Source organism: Streptomyces sp. NPDC007896 (genome assembly GCF_042959425.1).
Lineage (GTDB): Bacteria > Actinomycetota > Actinomycetes > Streptomycetales > Streptomycetaceae > Streptomyces.
The window spans coordinates 1-15,960 of record NZ_JBIBKX010000011.1 but is presented as its reverse complement, the minus strand read 5'-3'; the positions used below and the strand labels follow the sequence as shown (position 1 = coordinate 15,960).

The window sequence follows — 15,960 nt, the reverse complement described above, 5'->3', positions numbered from 1 at the left end:
CGGCGCACGTGGCTCACGTGGCTCACTCATGCTCGCCCTCGGTTCTTGGCGTTCTCGTTGTTGTTCTCGGCCCGCGAGACGGAGGCGACCGTCTCGGGGTCCAGGTCGAACAGGGTTCGCAGCGCGTCCGCGTACCCGGCGCCACCGGGTTCGGCGGCGAGTTGCTTGACCCGTACGGTCGGCGCGTGCAGCAGCTTGTCGACGACGCGCCGCACGGTCTGCGTGATCTCGCCCCGCTCCTTGTCGTCGAGGTCCGGCAGCCGCCCGTCGAGCCGCGCGATCTCGCTCGCGACGAGGTCGGCGGCCATGGTGCGCAGCGCCACGACGGTGGGGGTGATGTGGGCGGCCCGCTGGGCGGCGCTGAAGGCGGCCACCTCGTCGGAAACGATCCTGCGCACCTGGTCCACGTCCGCCGCCATCGGCGCGTCCGCGGACGCCTCGGCCAGCGACTCGATGTCGACGAGCCGCACGCCGAGCAGCCGGTGCACGGCCGCGTCGATGTCACGGGGCATGGCGAGGTCCAGCAGCGAGAGCACGGGCGCGGGCCGCGGGGCCTCGGCGACCGGCTCGGGCCTGCGGCGCTCGGGCACCCGGCCGACGGTGGCGACGGCCAGCACGAGCGCGGCGATGGCGTCGGCGTCGGCCTCCGGGTCGAGTACGGCCGCCCCGCGCGGGGCACGGGCCGCGACATCGCCCTTGTCCACCCAGGCCGCGTGCTGCTCCAGCTCGGCGGCGGCCATTCCGGCGACGGCGGCCTCGCCGAGTACGGAGAAGCCGGCCGTGCCCTGCACGGCGGACAGGTCGAGCGGGCAGTCGTCGTCGGTGCCGACGCTGGTGGGAGCGAGCTGCGTCTGGTCGCCCACGGCCGCGGGCGACGCCGTACGAGCGGAGCCGGCACCTCGCACGAGGGGCTTCGCCGCGGGCTCGGCCGTGAACACGGGCTCTCCCGTACGTCCCTCCACGGCCGCCGCGACCGTCTCGGCCGTCAGGACGAGCCCGGTGGCGCCGGTGCAGGAGATGGCGACGTCGGCACGTGTCAGCTCGAGCGGCACCGAATCCATCGGTACCGCGCGGGCCAGCACGTCCGTGTCGCCGCCCTCGTTCTCGTTGAGGATCTGGGCGAGCCGCTCCGAGCGGTCCGGGGTGCGGTTGGCGATGACGATCTCGGAGACTCCGGCGCGCGCGAGCGTCGCCGCGGCCAGCGAGGACATCGAGCCCGCGCCGATGACGAGGGCCTTCTTGCCCTTGGCCCAGGCGTCGACGGCGGTGCCGGCGGACAGCTGCTGGAGGCCGAAGGTGACGAGGGACTGCCCGGCGCGGTCGATGCCGGTCTCGGAGTGCGCGCGCTTGCCGACCCGCAGCGACTGCTGGAACAGGTCGTTCAGCAGCCGGCCCGCGGAGTGCAGCTCCTGCGCGGTGGCGAGCGCGTCCTTGATCTGGCCGAGGATCTGGCCCTCGCCCACGACCATCGAGTCGAGCCCGCAGGCCACCGAGAAGAGGTGGTGGACGGCCCGGTCCTCGTAGTGCACGTAGAGGTGGGGGGTGAGCTCGTCGAGGCCGACCCCGCTGTGCTGGGCGAGCAGCGTGGACAGCTCGGCGACGCCCGCGTGGAACTTGTCGACGTCGGCGTACAGCTCGATGCGGTTGCACGTGGCGAGCAGCGTGGCCTCGGCGGCCGGTTCGGCGGCGACCGTGTCCTGCAGCAGCTTGATCTGGGCGTCCGCGTTCAGCGTGGCCCGCTCCAGGACGCTGACCGGGGCGCTGCGGTGGCTCAGCCCGACGACGAGGAGACTCATGCCGGCATCACGGCGGGGACGTCCCCGTCAGGACCTTTGCCGTTGTCCTCCTGGGCGGCCTGGGCCACGGCGGCGGCACCGGCCTGGGCCTCGGCCTCCTCGCCGGCCTTGCGCTGCTCGTGGAAGGCGAGGATCTGCAGCTCGATGGAGAGATCGACCTTGCGCACGTCGACGCCGTCCGGGACGGACAGGACGGTCGGCGCGAAGTTGAGGATGGAGGTGACTCCGGCCGCGACCAGGCGGTCGCAGACCTGCTGGGCCACGCCCGGCGGGGTGGTGATGACCCCGATGGAGACGCCGTTCTCGTCGATGATCTTCTCGAGGCCGTCGCTGTGCTGCACGGCGATCCCGGCGACCTGCTTTCCGGCCATCTCCGGATCGGCGTCGATCAGCGCGGCGACCCGGAAACCACGGGAGGCGAACCCGCCGTAGTTGGCCAACGCGGCGCCGAGGTTACCGATACCGACGATCACTACCGGCCAGTCCTGGGTCAGGCCCAGCTCACGGGAGATCTGGTACACGAGATACTCGACGTCGTACCCCACACCACGCGTCCCGTAGGAGCCGAGGTAGGAGAAGTCCTTGCGCAGCTTCGCGGAGTTGACCCCCGCCGCGGCCGCGAGCTCCTCGGAGGAGACCGTGGGTACCGAGCGCTCCGACAGTGCGGTGAGGGCTCGGAGGTACAGCGGAAGCCGGGCGACAGTGGCCTCGGGAATCCCTCGGCTGCGGGTCGCCGGTCGGTGAGTTCGGCCAGTTGCCACGGTGCTCCTGCGGGTAGCGCGGGGCTGCAGGCGGTCACACGTACCTAGACCGCCCCGTCGAATGCAGGCTATGTCTTTGTGAACGCGTGCACAAAGATGGTGTCCGATTTGCCCGGGCAACGTGACGGGGGTCACGCACTCCCGGCGCGCCCGTATGGAACCGGCGCGCGCACAACTTCGTTCCGCACCTGAAGGGGGCAAAACCGTACACTCTCCTCAACAAATCCCGCCCCCGAGACCAATCGCCGTCGATCCTAGGCGACTTTCCGGACCCGTTGGACTCACCGGTCAGGACGGGGCCCGGACCCGATCACGGCACAATCCGGACGGAACACCGCGCCACACCGCGCCACAAGACGCCGCTACGGAGCGAGGGCCTTGCGCAGCCGCGCCTCGTCCACACGCCAGAAGGTGTGCTGCGCCCCGTCCACCAGCACCACGGGGATCTGCTCCCAGTAGGCACGGTGCAGCTCTTCATCCTCGGTGATGTCCTTGTGCTCCCAGGGGACCCCGAGATCCCCACACACCTTCTCCACCACTTCTTGTGCGTCATCACACAGATGACAACCAGGTTTCCTGATGAGCGTGACCAGCCGCTCCGAGGGTGCCTTCTGCGTCGTACGGCGCCCACCGCGCCGGAACATGGAACTCATACGGGTCATTCTCCCGCCACCCGCGCGGCCAGGAGGTGCCGGTCGGACGACTTCTTTAACGGCTCGGTCGCGGAGAGTTCACAGCCTCGCATCCTCTCGACTCCGGAAGCTCCGAACAAACTGGCTATGCTCACGACATGGCCGCTCTCGGATGGCTCACTCCCCGTAGGCGCTCCGCCACCGCGCGGAGCGTGTTGGCAGGCGAGGCCTCGGCGGAGGCAGCGCGCAAGTCCTCCCAGGAACTGGAGGAACTAGCCCACGACGCCGCGCCCGACGCCGACGCGCCCGACCAGGAACCGGAGTTCCCGGTCCTCGGCGACGAGAAGGCCGCCGCCTTCTTCGACCTCGACAACACCGTGATGCAAGGCGCCGCCCTCTTCCACTTCGGCCGGGGCCTGTACAAGCGGAAGTTCTTCGAGACCCGCGACCTCGCCCGATTCGCCTGGCAGCAGGCGTGGTTCCGGCTGGCCGGCGTCGAGGACCCGGAACACATGCAGGACGCCCGTGACTCGGCACTCTCGATCGTCAAGGGCCACCGGGTCGCGGAGCTGATGTCGATCGGCGAGGAGATCTACGACGAGTACATGGCCGAACGCATCTGGCCCGGTACGCGCGCCCTCGCCCAGGCCCACCTGGACGCGGGCCAGAAGGTCTGGCTGGTCACGGCGGCCCCCGTCGAGATCGCCACGGTGATCGCCCGCAGGCTGGGCCTCACCGGTGCGCTGGGCACGGTCGCGGAGTCGGTGGACGGCGTCTACACGGGCAAGCTGGTGGGCGAGCCCCTGCACGGGCCGGCGAAGGCGGAGGCGGTCCGCGCGCTGGCCGCCGCCGAGGGCCTGGACCTCTCCCGCTGCGCCGCCTACAGCGACTCCCACAACGACATCCCCATGCTGTCCCTGGTCGGCCACCCCTACGCGATCAACCCGGACACGAAACTCCGCAAGCACGCTCGTACGTTCGAGTGGCGTCTGCGCGACTACCGCACGGCCCGCAAGGCCGCGAAGGTCGGCATCCCCGCCGCGGCCGGCGTCGGCGCCGTGGCCGGCGGCACAGCAGCCGCCATCGCCCTCCACCGCCGCCGCCGCTGACACCCCCGGGGGCCGCGCCCCGCATCCTCCGCCCGCCCATAGTTCTTCGACTACCGGCCGGTGGGGGCTTGGCGCGCAGTTCCCCGCACCCCTAAAGACCTCCGGCCCGTCCGGCGTGCGAGGACAAGGCCACTCAGGCCGATGGGGCGCCAGGGCACTGGGGCGCAGTCCCCGAGGATCCCGCCGGGAGTCGGCCAATCCCCTGTCCTACCCCCGCGGCGCCCCGCCCAGTCACCCCACTCCCACACGGCCACAACACGCCCCGCACCCAGACGGAACCCGAACCCATCCGATCAACAACCGGTCACTGTCCGGCACTTGATCAGGCGTCAATCGGTTACAGAAGCGACGTAATCGATGATTTGAGCAACTCGGTGTAGCGCTGCCTGTACGAAGCGTTATTCTCCTCAGACGCAAACCGGTACCCCTCCGTCGCTACGACGGGTGAACGGTCCCGCACTGCACGTGATGGAAGCTCTGCCTCTGGGAGTCCCGTGTACTCACACGTCGGGGTTGACGCCTCGGGCCTGGCTACGCTGCGCGCAACGGTCCTGGACCGTTTGCGCGGCTTCGTCCCCACCGCGTTCGCCGTCCCCGCCCTCGCCGCCGTCCCCGCGCCCCTCGGCCCTTGCTACGCCCTGGCCGAGGGCAGCGCGGCGGTCGGCAGACGAGGCCGCTCGGGCTCGGCCGCCACGCCCACCGCACGCCGCCCGGCCGCAGACAGCGACAGCGCCCGGATGATGGATCTGGTCGAGCGCGCCCAGGCCGGCGAGGCCGACGCCTTCGGCCGCCTCTACGACCAGTACAGCGACACCGTGTACCGCTACATCTACTACCGAGTCGGCGGCAAGGCGACCGCCGAGGACCTCACCAGCGAGACGTTCCTGCGCGCCCTGCGCCGCATCGGAACGTTCACCTGGCAGGGCCGCGACTTCGGCGCCTGGCTGGTCACCATCGCCCGCAACCTGGTCGCGGACCACTTCAAATCGAGCCGATTCCGACTCGAAGTGACCACCGGCGAAATGCTCGACGCGAACGAGGTCGAGCGAAGCCCCGAGGACTCCGTCCTGGAGTCACTGTCGAACGCAGCCCTGCTCGACGCCGTACGACGGCTCAACCCCCAGCAGCAGGAGTGCGTCACCCTGCGCTTCCTGCAAGGGCTCTCGGTCGCCGAGACCGCACGAGTGATGGGCAAGAACGAGGGCGCCATCAAGACCCTCCAGTATCGAGCCGTCCGCACCCTGGCGCGGCTCCTCCCGGACGACGCCCGCTGAAACCCGTACGAACGCCGGTCCGTACGAACGCCATAGTGATCCCACACGCTCTGCGACACCCAACTCACCTTCCGTGAAAGTCCGTTGACTTCGCGGTCCGGTCATCCGTCGTCCGTAACCCAAGTGCCGCGACGCTCGTTGTGCGGGATACAGGCTCCCTGTGGTCACGACCCGGCCATCGCCGATCACTCGATCGTGTGGATGCGCTCGGGGCGTGCAACCCTCAGGACCCCCTGGGGAGTCGACCGTCTTGACGAGAGGAGGTGCCGCCAGTGATCGCGAACGTATCGGCACACCGGCGGGCGAACGCCTTCGCCCTGGCCCTGGAGGAGCAGTCCGACCAGGGCACGGCGGCCGAGCAGCCCGATGGATCGGCACCGTCCCAGGCTGCATCGGAACAGACCGAGCAGGGCCTCCTGTTGGCCCTCGCCACCGGTCTCGGCGAGCTGCCCAAACCGGAGCTGGACCCCGAGGTCAAGATCGTGCAGCGAGCACAGCTCGTGGCAGCGATGGAGGCCATGCTGCTGGAAGGCACCGCCGCGGGGGGCGAAGGCCCGGACCGTTCCGTGCCCGAGCAGCGCTCGCACCGGGCACGGGGCGCACACCGGGCGACCGGACTGGGGAAGCTGCGACCGCGGTCGCGTTTGTCCAAGGGCCTGGCCGCGGGCGGGCTCACCGTGGGTGTGGCCGCGGGAGCCTTCGGCGGCGTGGCAGCCGCCAGCTCCGACGCCCTGCCCGGTGACTCGCTCTACGGGCTCAAACGAGGCATGGAGGACATCAAACTCGGCCTGGCCCACGGCGACAGCGACCGCGGCGAGCTCTACCTCGACCAGGCGTCCACACGCCTGAGCGAGGCACGCCGGCTGATGGAACGAGGCCGCTCGGGCCAGCTCGACCACGAGTCCCTGGGCGAGATCCGCCGTGCCCTGTCGGGCATGCAGCACGACGCCTCCGAGGGCCACCGCCTGCTGTACGAGGCGTACGAGCGGGACGGTTCACTGGGCCCCATCCAGGCCCTGTCCGCCTTCGCCCAGTCGCACCGCGAGGCCTGGGGCGCGCTGCGCGACCGGCTGCCCGTCCAACTCGGCGACGTCAGTCAGCAGGTCTCGTCGGTGTTCGCCGCCATAGACGAAGAGGTCGACCCGCTGCTCCCGGGAACCCCGGCGAAGGAGGGCACAGGCCGTCACCGGGGTGCCAGTTCGGACGCCCCGGGCTCGTCGTCCGGTACGGACCGTCCGGCGCCCAGCGCCAGCAGCGGCTCCACCACCGGCAGCCACGGCAGCGGCAAACCGAAGCCGTCCGGCTCCACCAGTACCGGCGAGGGCCTGCTCGGCGGCACCACGGGCGGCCTCCTGGACCCGCCCAAGGACACCAGCAGCTCGTCCCCGTCGGCCGGCAAGTCCAGCCCGACGAGTGGCGCGCCGGACGTCACCCTGCCCCCGCTGCTGCCCGGTCTCCTGCCGGGCCTGGGCATCGACAGCGAGGACAGCAAGTAACTCCGGTACGAGGCTGGGGGCGCCCTTCTCAGGAAGGGCGCCCCCAGCCTCGTATGTCCGTCACCAGCCTCGTACGTCCGTCACCGGCGGAACGTCCGTCAGAAGAAGACCGACCGACGCTGCACCAACAGCTTGTACAGCGTGTGCTGGATCTGCTCCCTGACCTGGTCCGTCAGGTTGAACATCAGCATCGGGTCCTCGGCGGCCTCCGGCGGATAGCCGTCCGTGGGAATCGGCTCGCCGAACTGGATCGTCCACTTCGTCGGGAGCGGGACGGCGCCCAGCGGACCCAGCCACGGGAAGGTCGGCGTGATCGGGAAGTACGGGAAACCCAGCAGCCGCGCCAGCGTCTTCGCGTTGCCGATCATCGGGTAGATCTCCTCCGCGCCGACGATCGAGCACGGAATGATCGGGGCGCCCTGCCGCAGAGCCGTCGACACGAACCCGCCCCGACCGAAGCGCTGGAGCTTGTAGCGCTCGCCGAACGGCTTGCCGATGCCCTTGAAGCCCTCCGGCATCACACCGACCAGCTCGCCGCGCTCCAGAAGCCGTTCGGCGTCCTCGGCGCAGGCGAGGGTGTGACCGGCCTTGCGGGCCAGCTCGTTGACCACCGGCAGCATGAAGACCAGGTCCGCCGCGAGAAGGCGCAGATGGCGGCTCTCGGGGTGGTTGTCGTGGACGGCGACCTGCATCATCAGGCCGTCCAGCGGGAGGGTGCCCGAGTGGTTGGCGACAATCAGCGCGCCGCCGTCGGTCGGGATGTTCTCGATGCCCTTCACCTCGACCCGGAAGTACTTCTCGTACAGCGGCCGGATCAGGGACATCAGGACCTGCTCGGTGAGCTCCTGGTCGTACCCGAAGTCATCGATCTCGTAGTCACCGGTGAGGCGCCGACGCAGGAAGGCGAGACCACCGGCGACGCGCCGTTCCAGCCCGCCACCCTGCCGCGCCTGTGACGTCGACGGCGCGTTCTTCGGCGTCGACGGCTGAGGCGGCTGTTCCTCACGCGTCACAGGAACATCATCCTGCGGGAAGGTCCGGCCGGGCAGGGGCTGGACCTCACGTACCACCACGGGATCGCCCTTGCGCCGGCTCCCCGCGGCCCGCCGCCGCGGCGGGCGCTGCACAGCACCCCCGCGCGACCGGTCGTCGTCGAACGGAATGACCTTGGCGTCCGCCATCGTCGATGCGCTCCTCAGTTGGCGCTCAGTGTCGGGGGGTTGCCGCCGCCCACGAAACGCAGCGCGGCGATCCGGTCGACGGCCCCCGCGAGGGCCTCGGGGGGCAGGAGTCCGGGCCCCCGGCTGCGTGCGAAGTCCGCGAAGGTCTCCGCGGTCGAGTATCTCGGTTTGTAGCCCAGCGTCTCGCGCATCTGGTTCGTCGACACGACCCTGCCGTGGGTGAGCAGCCGCAGCTGCTCAGGCGAGAAGTCCGTCACTCCCAGGGTACGCACCGCCGTGCCCGCCCAGCTGAGCGCCGGCAGCAGCAGGGGCACCGTGGGGCGCCCCAGGCGTCGAGCGCACTGCGAGAGCAACAGGACGCCGTCTCCGGCGATGTTGAAGGTGCCGCTGTTGAGAGTGCCGCGCTGTGGATCGTGCGAGGCGATCCGCAGTACCTCGATCACGTCGTCCTCGTGCACGAACTGCAGCCGCGGGTCGTAGCCGAAGACGGTCGGCAGCACCGGCAGCGCGAAGTACGAGGCGAGCGGCGAGTCGGCGCTCGGCCCGAGGATGTTCGCGAACCGCAGCACACACACGGCGACGTCGGGCCGCCGCCGCGCGAAGCCACGCACATACCCCTCGACCTCCACCGTGTCCTTCGCGAAGCCGCCGCTGGGCAGCGACTTGGGCGGGGTGGTCTCGGTGAACACGGCCGGATCTCGCGGCGCGGACCCGTAGACGTTCGTACTGGACTTCACGACGAGCCGCTTGACCGACGGGGACTTCTGGCAGGCGCCCAGCAGCTGCATGGTGCCGATGACGTTGGTCTCCTTGACCGTCGTCCGGCTGCCGCCGCCCAGCGCGATGCCCGTCACGTCCATGTGGACGACCGTGTCGACGGAGTGCTCGGCGAGCACGCGGGCGATCGTCGGCTGGCGGATGTCGGCCTGGACGAACTCGGCCTCGCCCAGATGGTGGTCGGGCAGCACCGCGTCCACGGCGATCACCCGGTCCACCTGGGGGTCACGTTGGATCCGTCGTACGAACCGGCCTCCCAGCTGACGGGCCACTCCGGTGACGAGCACGACCTTCCCCAAGATCAGCGCCTCTCTTCCCGTTCTGGACATGAGCGGACGTAGCTCTGCTCGTACCCTGCCGTGTTCCCCGTGTGCCGCCAACCTAGCGGGTTGATGTTGCGCTGTGATGACCACCCGATGCACGAAGTGACGACAGCCACGGACATACGATCAGACCAAGCCACACGGCACATGGGCGTATGCACAGCATCGCCCTCCGGGGCCCTCGCGCAGGAGACGCGCGCCCGCTCTCCACGGAAAGTACCCGCTCTGGGCGAAAGCCGCCGCGACGGCGGAAGCCGAGGGCCCTGACTCCGGCCGGAAAACGGCTGTGGCCCCCCACCGGCCGGTGGGGGGCCACAGAGCGCGCCGTTCGCAGCGCTCGCACAAGCGCAAGGACGAGCCCCGCGATGCGGGGCACGGCCCTACTTCTTGTTGCGACGCTGAACGCGAGTGCGCTTGAGCAGCTTGCGGTGCTTCTTCTTGGCCATCCGCTTGCGCCGCTTCTTGATAACAGAGCCCACGACTACCCTCGCTCACTTCTCTTTACTCGGTGCTGGGCTGCATGGGCCCATACGACCTATGAGGGGCCAGCCTACCCGTCCGAGCGCTGAGGTCGTAATCGAGGGGATCCGAGTGGATTCCCGAGGCGGCCACAAGGACCTCTCGGGAACCCCTCGAAGCATCCGTCAGGCTGTCTCCACCCCCACATAGCTCTCGCGGAGGTACTCGTGAACCGCTTGCTCCGGCACCCGGAAGGACCTCCCCACCCGGATCGCCGGCAGATGACCGCTGTGCACCAAGCGGTACACGGTCATCTTCGACACTCGCATCACCGAGGCGACTTCCGCCACGGTAAGGAACTGAACCTCGTTCAGAGGCCTCTCGCCAGCTGCAGCCATGACACACCTGAACCTTCCGCACTCGACGGCCACCGGCTTCCCCTTCCGGTGACTCTTCGTCGTTGCGTGCTCACTCCCCAATGTAGGGGCGGGTGATGCGAGTGGGGAAGAGGAGATGCCGTCGGCCGCCTACTGTGACAGACACGCTCGATTGAGTACATAGCGAGTAAGCGGTCGGTAGTAATCAGACCGCACAGCGTCATCAAGCGGAACGACGACGGACACCTGCCCCTCTGCCTCTCCGACGAAGAGCGCAGGATCGTCCGTATCGGCCAGCCCCATGGCCTCGAACCCCAGCTGACCTGCTCCGCAGACCCAGCCGTGGTCCCCGATGACGAGTTCCGGGAGCGGCCCGCCGCCCTCCGCGGCAGCCGCCAGAACGGTCCGAACCGGCAGCGGTGAGTGGGTGTGTGCGCCGGTCGCACCACCGGGGGCTTGCGCGTCGGGTTCGCGTACCAGCGCGACACCTTGTACGTAGTCAAGGTTGTACGTGCGTAGGCCGAACCGGGTCGTTATGTCGACAGAGCTACCCTGCGCGGGGGTGAGGACGGTACATCCCGCCGCCGACAGGGCGTCCGCAAGGGCGGCGTAGAAACCGAGCAGACGGTGCGGATGACCGGTCCCGAGGAGTACCGCCTCGCGCTTCCGGGCCGCCGCTGCGAGTCGCGCCGCGAAGGAATCGAGCGCGACCAAAGTCCGCTCGGGGTCGATCACATCATGCCCACTCGTGTGCGTCGGATCGGCCGAAACTCCGCACTTGTCGGCCATCAACTCGATCAGATCCCGCTGCTCCCACGTCCACTCGGGATCGAGCCCGAGCAGCACACGGGGATCGCGGGCCGCGAAGAGCCGATAGCTCCGCAGACTCTCCTCACGCGAGGTCGCAACGGGCCCGGCCAACCGGGCCGCCAGCAGGTGCGCACGTAATGCTCCGGTGCTCAACACGACAGCGATGCTGACGCACATGAACCCCCTTAACCCCGAATTTCCCGAAAACGCCCCACACTTGGCGTAATACACACTCTGCCCCGGCTGTTCCCGCCGGGGGGGCGGGGCGCAGCCCGCCGGGGGCGTCCCGGACGCAGCCCGCCGGGGGCCGGGGTGGAGCCCCGCCGGGGGCCCGGGCGCAGCCCGCCGAGAGTCCGGGACGCTGCCCCGCTGGGAGGTCTGGGGCGCACCCCCGCCGAGGGGACGGGGCACATCCCCACGGGAGGTCCGGGGGGTCGGGCGGAGCCCGGCCGGGCTCCAGCGGAGCCCGAGTTTGGATACATGGGCGCAGCCCCGCAAAGGAGTCCGGGACGCAGGCTCGCCAAGGGAATGGGAACGGAGCCGCGTGGGAGGTCCGGAGCGGAGCCCCGGGGATGCCGGGGCACATACCGCCGGGGCGTCAGGGGCGAAGCCCCGGGGGTGCAGGGGCGAAGCCCCGCCGGGGGTTCCGAAGCCCAGCCTCACGGGAGGTCCGGGGCAGAGGCTCCCCAGGTGAGATACGAGAACGCGGCCCCGTAAGGGGGGCCGGGGCGCGGCCCCGCCGAGGGGACGGGCATACACCGCGGGAAGTCCGGAGCAGAGCCCGCCCGGGTGCAGGAGCGCAGCCCCGCCAGGAGTCGGGGGTCCAGCCCCCGGGGTGATGCAGGGGCGCAGCCCCGCCGGGGGACGGGGGCTCAGGGGGTGGGGATGGGGTGGTGGGGGCTGGTGGGTGTTAGGGGAGGAGGCCGCGTAGGGGGAACACCGCACGGCGCGTCGCGACGATCGCCTGGTCGAGGCGGTCCGCCGGGTCGTACCCGGACTCCCACCCCTTCCAGGACACGGGCCACCGCCCGTCCGTCATCCGCACGGGCGCCAACTGCCGCGTACGAGCGAAGACCTCCTGCCGCCAGCTCTCGGGAATCACCGTCTCGGGGTCGATGGGCCGCCCCGCCGCGACGGCGACCAGATGCGTCCACGACCGCGGTACGACGTCCACGACCGCGTACCCGCCCCCACCCAACGCGACCCACCGCCCGTCGGCGTACTCGTGCGCCAGGTCGTGACAGGCGACCTGCACGGCCCGCTGCGCGTCGAGCGAGACGGCGAGATGAGCGAGCGGATCCTCGAAGTGGGTGTCGGCGCCGTGCTGGGTGACAAGCACCTGCGGCCGAAACTCGGCGACGAGTTCGGGCACCACGGAGTGGAACGCCCGCAGCCACCCCGCGTCCCCGGTCCCGGCCGGCAGCGCGACGTTGACGGCGGAGCCCTCCGCCGAGGAGGCCCCCGTCTCCTCCGGCCACCCGGTCTGCGGGAACAGTGTCCGCGGATGCTCGTGCAGCGAGATCGTCAGAACCCGGGGGTCCTCCCAGAACGCCGCCTGCACCCCGTCCCCGTGGTGCACATCGACATCCACGTACGCGATCCGCTCGGCCCCCAGCTCCAGCAGTCGCGCGATCGCGAGCGAGGCGTCGTTGTAGATACAGAACCCGGACGCCCCACCCGGCATCGCATGGTGCAGCCCACCCGCGAAGTTCACCGCGTGCAGCGCGTCCCCGTGCCACACCGCCTCCGCCGCCCCGACCGACTGCCCGGCGATCAGCGCCGACACCTCGTGCATTCCCGCGAAGGCGGGATCGTCCATGGTCCCGAGCCCGTACGAGGCATCCGCGGCCCCCGGATCCACCGACGCGGCCTTGACCGCCTCGACATAGTCCTCACGATGCACGAGCCGCAACGTCGACTCCCCGGCCGGCTTCGCCGCGACGACATCCACCTCCCGGTCGAGCCCGAAGGCATCGACCAGTCGCCGGGTCAGCGCCAGCCGGACCGGATCCATCGGATGGTCCGGGCCGAAGTCATAGCCCGTTACTGCCTCGTCCCACATCAGCTGTGCGCGGCCGCTCATGTCCGTCACCGTATCGGTCCGGTTCGGGCGCGAACGAGCGGGCGTACCCCAAGGTCGCCAGGACCAACACCATCGGTACAAGCATGGCGCCCCGGTAGTTCCAGGCGTCGCCCAACGCCCCCACCAACGGCGAACCGATCAAGAACCCGACGTAATTGAAGATGTTCAGCCGCGCGATGGCCGCATCCGAAGCCCCCGGGAACAGCCGTCCGGCCGCCGCGAACGTCTGCGGCACCAGCACGCACAACCCCAGCCCCAGCAACGTGAACCCGAGCATCCCGACCCACGCCCCCGGCGCCACCGCGACCACCGCGAACCCCAGCGCCGCCACGACCGCCCCCAGCCGTACGACGGCCACCGCCCCGAACCGCCGCACCCCGAAGTCCCCGACGGCCCGTCCCACCAGCGTCATCACCATGTAGACGTTGTACGGAACGGTCGCCAACTGCTCCGAACTGCCCAGCACGTCCTGCAGATACTTCGCACTCCAGTTTGAAACCGTCGAGTCCCCGATGTACGCGAACGTCATCACCAGACACAGCGGCAACAGCAACCTGAAGACCAGGGCCCCGCTCTGCCCCTGCCCCTTCCCGACCTCGGCATCGGCATCGGCCTCGGCATCGACATCGGCCTCAGGAACAGAGGCGGCGCCCCCGTCGACGTACCACCGACTCCCCACGAACGCCGCCGGCAGCAGCACGAGCACCACCGGCAGATAGGACACGAACAGCGAGAGATGCCAGTGCGCCCCGACCCACGCGAGCGAGGCGCCGACGATCCCGCCCAGGCTGTACGTGGCGTGGAAGCCGAGCATGATGCTGCGCCCGTACGTCCGCTGGAGGCTCACCCCGAGCATGTTCATGGAGGCGTCGAGCGCGCCGACCGCGAGCCCGAAGGCGCCGAGCGCGACCGCCAGTTCGACCAGCCGGTCCCCCGACCCGACCCCGAGCAGCGCCAGGAGCACAACGGGCTGGGACCAGCGCAGCAGCCGACTGGGCCGTATTCGCCTCACCAACTGCTCGGTCGTCACGCTGCCGACCCCGGCGAGGATCGGCACGGCGGCCAGGAACGCGGGCAGCAACGCGTCGGAGACGCCGTACCGGTCCTGGATAGCCGGAATGCGCGTCACGAGCAGGGCAAAGGTGGCGCCCTGGGCAAAGAAGCTGAACGCCAAAGAGGCCCTACCGCGCCGCAGCACATCTGTCATGGCGGCGAGCGTAGGGCCCCGGCTTACCGGTGGGTAGATCCAGCCGAAGATGAATTTTGCTCACCTCTTCGGCTGGATGGTCCCGGCGACCTCGTTCTCCAGCATCTTCTCCATCGGAACGACCGCCAGCCGCCCAGCAACCAGGATGGCCAGCGCGATCGCACCGATCATCACGACCGTGCCCAGCCAGACCATCGTGTCGACCGGCAGGGTGTACGCGCCCACGACCCGCGCGACGCACTCCCCGAGCAGCGCCACGCCCCAGACCAGGGAGAAGGTCCGCTCGGCCTTCCGGAACCGCGGGGAGCCGGCCGCCAGCCGGTCCCAGGCGGCGTTCTTGGCCGCGTCGCCCTTGATGAGGAACGGCTTCATGCCCGCCGTCATCATCGGCCTGCCGAGCTTCACGGACACCAGGATGCCGATGCCGATCGCGCTGCTGACCCCACTGTCCTTGGCCAGCATCAGCCGCGGGTCACCGGCGACGAGGCTGAGGGCCAGCCCGACGACGTTGACGAACAGAATCAGCCCGGCCAGGGCGTTGGCCTTGCGCTCCTTCACCGCGCTCCACACGGTCCGCACCGCCGGCACCACGCTGCTCCAGCCGAGGGCCGCCATGGTGCTCATGCCGAACCCGTTCTTGAGGAGGTAGTACGACCCGACGGGCACCGCCACGTCGAGGATCAGCGGCAGGAAGCTGGGCCTGGCGGCGGCATCGGCGCTCGTGGCGGCCGGTGCCTCGACAGTGGTCGCTCCAGTGCTGGTCTCGATGGCCGTGATGCTCATGATCGGGTCCCTCCGTCGTCGCCGTGTACGTCCCGTTCGATGTACTCAGCTTCGCGGTCGGACCCCACTCGCCAACAGAAACGATCGTCCGGAGCTGGGCGTGACAAATGTCAGTGCCGGGCGGTGGGTGCCGTCATACGAGCAGGTCAGCCAACTCGCCCAGCTCGGAGAAGAGTTGAGTGGCACCGGTGAGCTTGGCGGCCGGTGTCATGGCGGTGAACCCGTACACGTCCATCCCGGCGGCGTTCGCCGCCCGCACCCCGAGCGGACTGTCCTCGACGACGACACACCGCTGCGGCGCCACGCCCATCCGCTCGGCCGCGTGGAGAAACAGATCGGGTGCCGGCTTGCCCCGCCCCACGTCCTGCGAGCTGAAGACACGCCCCTCGTCGAACCACCGGTCGAGCCCGGTCTTCCGATGCCCCACCCGGATCCGCTCATGGCTCCCGGAGGAGGCCACGCAGTACGGAACCTCGTCCGCGGCCAGCTTCTCCAGCAGCTGCACGGCACCGGGAACGGGTTGCAGCTCCCGCTCGAAGGCGGCGAACACCCGCCCGTGAAAGACGTCGTCGAACTCCTCCGGCAGCCGCTGCCCGCTCCGGTCCTGGACGAGCTCGTGGATGCGGTGCATGGCGGACCCCATGTAGTCCCGGATGGACTCCTCGTACGAGGTCGGGTGCCCGAGTTCGGTCAGATAGGCGGCCAGGATCGTGTTGGAGATCGGCTCACTGTCCACGAGGACGCCGTCGTTGTCGAAGATCACCAAGTCGTAGCGCATGACAAAACCCTAGGCCCCTGAACGCAGAAAACCCCCGTACCGATTTCCCGGTACGGGGGTTTTCCCTAAAATGAGTTCGGCGGCGTCCTACTCTCCCACAGGGTCCCCCCTGCA

The 15,960-nt window shown here is 69.9% G+C and carries 15 protein-coding genes; 3 read left to right on the top strand and 12 right to left on the bottom strand.

The window, feature by feature from the left end:
* Window positions 1-26 precede the first annotated feature (26 nt).
* The 3 genes from ACFZDJ_RS31520 to ACFZDJ_RS31510 all read right to left on the bottom strand — a co-directional run bounded on the left by ACFZDJ_RS31520 (window position 27) and on the right by ACFZDJ_RS31510 (window position 3,219).
* The gene (locus ACFZDJ_RS31520; RefSeq protein ID WP_390934824.1) at window positions 27-1,796 is read right to left on the bottom strand and encodes a glutamyl-tRNA reductase; all 1,770 of its coding nucleotides are present in this window, start codon (window positions 1,794-1,796) and stop codon (window positions 27-29) included.
* Entirely contained in the window at window positions 1,793-2,557 is a 765-nt protein-coding gene (locus ACFZDJ_RS31515; RefSeq protein ID WP_054228018.1) for a redox-sensing transcriptional repressor Rex, read from the bottom strand. The genes ACFZDJ_RS31520 and ACFZDJ_RS31515 overlap by 4 nt, the downstream gene beginning before the upstream one ends.
* 362 nt (window positions 2,558-2,919) lie before the next feature.
* A complete protein-coding gene (locus ACFZDJ_RS31510; RefSeq protein ID WP_075033738.1) occupies window positions 2,920-3,219 on the bottom strand; it encodes a glutaredoxin family protein in 300 nt (99 codons plus the stop codon).
* Between the two features lie 128 nt (window positions 3,220-3,347).
* Between ACFZDJ_RS31510 and ACFZDJ_RS31505 the strand changes: the two genes are divergently transcribed.
* From ACFZDJ_RS31505 to ACFZDJ_RS31495, 3 genes are all read left to right on the top strand, one after another.
* The gene (locus ACFZDJ_RS31505) at window positions 3,348-4,298 is read left to right on the top strand and encodes an HAD family hydrolase (RefSeq protein ID WP_384925123.1); all 951 of its coding nucleotides are present in this window, start codon (window positions 3,348-3,350) and stop codon (window positions 4,296-4,298) included.
* 494 nt (window positions 4,299-4,792) lie between these two features.
* Window positions 4,793-5,572, top strand: coding sequence for an ECF subfamily RNA polymerase sigma factor, BldN family (locus tag ACFZDJ_RS31500; protein ID WP_384925121.1), 780 nt, complete (start codon window positions 4,793-4,795; stop codon window positions 5,570-5,572).
* Window positions 5,573-5,844: 272 nt separating this feature from the next.
* Window positions 5,845-7,068, top strand: coding sequence for a DUF5667 domain-containing protein (locus ACFZDJ_RS31495; RefSeq protein WP_391063888.1), 1,224 nt, complete (start codon window positions 5,845-5,847; stop codon window positions 7,066-7,068).
* A gap of 98 nt (window positions 7,069-7,166) precedes the next feature.
* On the opposite strand, the gene ACFZDJ_RS31490 is transcribed toward ACFZDJ_RS31495, so the two are convergent.
* The 9 genes from ACFZDJ_RS31490 to ACFZDJ_RS31450 form a co-directional block, all read right to left on the bottom strand.
* Window positions 7,167-8,249 carry a 1-acyl-sn-glycerol-3-phosphate acyltransferase gene (locus tag ACFZDJ_RS31490; RefSeq protein ID WP_390934821.1) on the bottom strand — a complete coding sequence of 361 codons (1,083 nt, stop codon included), beginning with the start codon at window positions 8,247-8,249 and terminating at the stop codon, window positions 7,167-7,169.
* 14 nt (window positions 8,250-8,263) lie between these two features.
* Window positions 8,264-9,325, bottom strand: a complete 1,062-nt coding sequence (locus tag ACFZDJ_RS31485) for an NAD-dependent epimerase/dehydratase family protein (protein ID WP_384925148.1) — start codon at window positions 9,323-9,325, stop codon at window positions 8,264-8,266.
* A 404-nt stretch (window positions 9,326-9,729) separates the two neighbouring features.
* Window positions 9,730-9,828: a 30S ribosomal protein bS22 gene (locus ACFZDJ_RS31480; protein ID WP_003948845.1), complete on the bottom strand. Its 99-nt coding sequence runs from the start codon at window positions 9,826-9,828 to the stop codon at window positions 9,730-9,732.
* Window positions 9,829-9,993: 165 nt separating this feature from the next.
* Entirely contained in the window at window positions 9,994-10,206 is a 213-nt protein-coding gene (locus ACFZDJ_RS31475; RefSeq protein WP_004984898.1) for a helix-turn-helix domain-containing protein, read from the bottom strand.
* Between the two features lie 129 nt (window positions 10,207-10,335).
* A complete protein-coding gene (locus ACFZDJ_RS31470) occupies window positions 10,336-11,151 on the bottom strand; it encodes a phosphatase (RefSeq protein WP_391064335.1) in 816 nt (271 codons plus the stop codon).
* Between the two features lie 754 nt (window positions 11,152-11,905).
* Window positions 11,906-13,078, bottom strand: coding sequence for an acetoin utilization protein AcuC (locus tag ACFZDJ_RS31465; protein WP_168494311.1), 1,173 nt, complete (start codon window positions 13,076-13,078; stop codon window positions 11,906-11,908).
* Entirely contained in the window at window positions 13,029-14,285 is a 1,257-nt protein-coding gene (locus tag ACFZDJ_RS31460; RefSeq protein ID WP_391063885.1) for an MFS transporter, read from the bottom strand. The genes ACFZDJ_RS31465 and ACFZDJ_RS31460 overlap by 50 nt, the downstream gene beginning before the upstream one ends.
* Before the next feature lie 60 nt (window positions 14,286-14,345).
* On the bottom strand, window positions 14,346-15,068 hold the full coding sequence (locus tag ACFZDJ_RS31455; protein ID WP_391063882.1) for a VC0807 family protein: 723 nt from the start codon (window positions 15,066-15,068) through the stop codon (window positions 14,346-14,348).
* 133 nt (window positions 15,069-15,201) lie between these two features.
* Window positions 15,202-15,846, bottom strand: coding sequence for an HAD-IA family hydrolase (locus ACFZDJ_RS31450; protein ID WP_390934818.1), 645 nt, complete (start codon window positions 15,844-15,846; stop codon window positions 15,202-15,204).
* Window positions 15,847-15,960: the final 114 nt, after the last annotated feature.